Genomic DNA, 3,757 nt, shown 5'->3' on the forward strand with positions numbered 1-3,757 from the left:
ATCCTTGTGGGAGCGAGCTTGCTCGCGATGAGGCCAGATCAGGCAACCCTTAATGCCCAGCCTGCCACGGCTGCCCCAACGACACCGGCGCATATAACCGTGTGCGCAGCGCATCCCGTGACAGCAGCACCAGCACCACAATGGTCGCGACATACGGCAGCATCGCCAGCAGACTGGACGCAATTGCCAGCCCCAACCCCTGCGCCACCAGGTGCAGGATGCTGGCGAGCCCGAACAGGTAGGCGCCGAGCAGCAGGCGCCACACCCGCCAACTGGCGAACACCACCAGCGCCAGGGCAATCCAGCCGCGCCCGGCGCTCATGTTCTCCGCCCACATCGGCGTGTACGCCAGGGACAGATAAGCCCCGGCCAACCCTGCCATTGCGCCGCCGAACAACACCGCCAACGTGCGTACAACCAAAACCGGCAAGCCCATGGCGCTGGCAGCGTCGGGATTTTCGCCGACCGCTTGAATGATCAGCCCGATGCGGCTTTTCAGAATCACCCAGGCCACCAGTGCGAACAACGCGAACGACAGATACACCAACAGGTCCTGGGCAAACAGCATCCGCCCGATCAGTGGGATCTCACTCAAATACGGAATCGCCATCGGCTCAAACCCCGCCAGCGGCTTGCCGACCCAAGCCGCACCGACGAAGGTCGACAGACCCACGCCGAAAATCGTCAGGGCCAGACCGGTGGCCACCTGATTGGCGTTGAACACCAGCGCCACCAGCGCAAACAACGACGACAACAACATCCCGGCGAGCATCGCCAACGACACACCGAGCCACAGGTTGCCGGAATTGAACGCGACGATGAAACCGATCACCGCGCCAAACAGCATCATGCCTTCCTGGCCCAGGTTGAGGACGCCGCTTTTCTCGCAGATCAGTTCCCCCAGCGCCACCAGCAGCAACGGCGTACCGCAGCGGACCATGGCGTAGAAAATATTGCTCAGCAGATCGATATCCATCACAGCGCTCCTGCTTGTACGGCGGTGGCTTGGGCGCGGCGGGTCCAGCGCAGGTTCAAGCGCGGTCGGTAGAGAATCAGCACATCGCTGGCCAGCAGGAAAAACAGCATCATGCCCTGGAACAATTGGGTGATCGCTTGCGGCAGGTTCAGGCTCATTTGTGCGCTTTCGCCGCCGATGTACAGCAGCGCCATCAATAGGCTGGAAAACAGGATGCCGACAGGATTCAGGCGGCCGAGAAACGCCACGGTAATCGCCGCGTAGCCGTAGCCCGGCGAGACCTGCGGCACCAACTGGCCGATGGGGCCGGTGACTTCGCACACCCCGGCAAGCCCTGCCAGGCCGCCGCTGATCAACAGCGCAAGCCAGATCAGGCGCTTCTCGCGAAAGCCGACAAAACCGGCGGCACGTTTGTCCAGCCCGAGCACTTTGATCTGGAAACCGACAAAGCTTTTCTGCAACAACACCCAAACCGCCACTAGCGCGAGCAGGGCGAAATACACTCCGGCATGCACCCGGCCATCCTCCATCAACAGCGGCAAGCGGCTGGCGTCACCGAACATCGCTGACTCGGGGAAATTGAATCCCGCGGGGTCTTTCAATGGGCCGTGAACGCAGAACAGCAACAGGTTCAGTGCGATGTAGTTGAGCATGATGCTGGTCAGGATCTCATTAGCGTTGAAGCGTGTACGCAACCACGCCGTCAGGCCGGCCCACGCGGCACCCGCCAGGGAGCCCGTGAGCAGGATCAGCACCAGTGCCCAGCGGCTTTGTATATCAATGATGTTCACTGCCAGTGCACTGCCGGCCAACGCACCGAGCAGCAGTTGACCTTCGGCGCCGATGTTCCAGATGCGCGCCTGATAGGCGACGGCCAGGCCTAATGCGCACAGCAGAATCGGCAGGGCTTTGACCAGCAATTCGGAGACACCATACAGGTCGCTGACCGGCGCGATCAGCAGTGTGTGCAAGGTCAACAGCGGGTCGTGCCCGAGTGCGATAAACAACAACGATCCACAGCCCAGGGTCAGTGCAGCCGCCARCAATGGCGAGCACCACAGCATCAGGCGCGATTGCTGGCCACGGGGTTCAAGGGAAAGCAGCATGTGACACTCCGTTAGCGCGTGGCGGATGCGAGTGATTGAGGGGTGTCGAACTGGCCGGCCATCCAGCCGCCGACATCGCTCAGGCGCGTATCGACAGTGGCGTGGAGCGCGGACAGTCGACCGCCGCACAAGGCACCGAGGCGGTCGCTGATCTGGAACAATTCGTCGAGGTCTTCGGAGATCACCAGGATCGCCGCGCCGGCATCGCGCAAGGCAATCAGTGCGCGGTGAATGGTGGCGGCCGCGCCGACGTCCACCCCCCAGGTCGGGTGCGCGGCGACCAGCAGTCTGGGTTGCTGAAGGATTTCCCGGCCGAGGATGAATTTCTGCAAATTGCCGCCGGACAGGCTGCGGGCCGGAGTCTGGCTATCGGGCGTCTTCACACCGAAGCGACGGATGATTTCCTCGGCCAGCGCTTCGACTTTGCCGCGCAGAATCAGACCGTGACTCACCAATCCTTGCTGAAAAGCGCTCAGCAGCGCGTTATCCGCCAGGCTCAACTCTGGCACCGCACCATGTCCCAGGCGTTCGGCAGGGACGAATGCCAGGCCAAGTTGGCGGCGTGCATCGGGGCGCAAATGGGCGACGGGCTCCTTGCCAAAACGGATCGTCGAGCTGACGTTGCGAGGCAGTAGCTCTTCGCCACTGAGCAAGGCCAGCAACTCATCCTGGCCATTGCCGGCGACACCGGCGATGCCGACAATTTCACCACGGCGCACTTCAAGGTCGATGTTGGCAAGCGAGCAGCCAAACGGGTCCGGGTTGTGCCAGGACAAGCCACGGACATCAAGGAACGCATCACCTCCGGTAACCTTCGGATAGTCTGCGATCAACTCCGCCGCTTCACCGACCATCAACCGCGCCAACTGCTGATCCGAACACTTGGCCGGCAGGCAATGCCCGGCCACCCGTCCGCCGCGCAGTACCGTCGCGCTATGGCACAACGCGCGGACTTCCCCGAGCTTGTGGCTGATGAACAAAATGCTGCAGCCCTCAGCGGCGAGCCGGCGCAGGGTGACGAACAGTTCGTCAGCTTCCTGCGGAGTCAGCACTGAGGTCGGTTCATCGAGAATCAGCAGACGGATGTCCTGCATCAGGCAGCGAATGATTTCCACCCTTTGCCGTTCACCGATCGACAGACTGTGGACAAGTCGCTCCGGTTCCAGCGTCATGCCGTAGCGGCGGGACACTTCGCGAATCTTCGGCTCAAGCTGTCTGGGTGTGCCTGCCGCCGCGCCCATGGCCAGGGCAATGTTCTGCGCCACGCTCAGGGTTTCGAACAGCGAAAAATGCTGGAACACCATGCCGATTCCCAGACCGCGCGCCTGGGCCGGGTTGCGCAGGCTCACCCGCTGACCTTGCCAGATCACCTCGCCCGAATCGGCGTGGGTGACACCGTAGATGATCTTCATCAGCGTGCTTTTGCCCGCGCCGTTTTCACCGAGCAGGGCATGGATCTCGCCAGGGGCAATGGTCAGGTCGATGGCGTCGTTGGCCAGGCAACCGGGATAGCGTTTGCTGATTCTGCGCAGTTGCAGGCGCGGAACCGGATCGAGGATTAGAGCGTGATTGGGCATGACAGGCTCGGTGCTATTGGACTTGTGCCTGTGGATAAAGCAATTTTCTGGCCATCTGGTCAGGAAAATGTCGAAGTCCAGCGATCAGAGGCGTTGAG

The 3,757-nt window shown here is 61.9% G+C and carries 3 protein-coding genes; all 3 read right to left on the minus strand.

From position 1 onward, the window contains the following. Positions 1-49: 49 nt before the first annotated feature. The 3 genes from ACXRVY_RS19860 to ACXRVY_RS19870 are packed head-to-tail and all read right to left on the minus strand — an operon-like array spanning position 50 to position 3,659. The gene (locus tag ACXRVY_RS19860) at positions 50-976 is read right to left on the minus strand and encodes an ABC transporter permease (RefSeq protein ID WP_223462800.1); all 927 of its coding nucleotides are present in this window, start codon (positions 974-976) and stop codon (positions 50-52) included. Continuing rightward, positions 976-2,082 carry an ABC transporter permease gene (locus ACXRVY_RS19865; RefSeq protein WP_223462801.1) on the minus strand — a complete coding sequence of 369 codons (1,107 nt, stop codon included), beginning with the start codon at positions 2,080-2,082 and terminating at the stop codon, positions 976-978. The genes ACXRVY_RS19860 and ACXRVY_RS19865 overlap by 1 nt, the downstream gene beginning before the upstream one ends. An 11-nt stretch (positions 2,083-2,093) precedes the next feature. Then, positions 2,094-3,659, minus strand: coding sequence for an ABC transporter ATP-binding protein (locus tag ACXRVY_RS19870; RefSeq protein ID WP_457266115.1), 1,566 nt, complete (start codon positions 3,657-3,659; stop codon positions 2,094-2,096). Positions 3,660-3,757: the final 98 nt, after the last annotated feature.

The organism is Pseudomonas sp. P5_A2_2, from assembly GCF_054177685.1.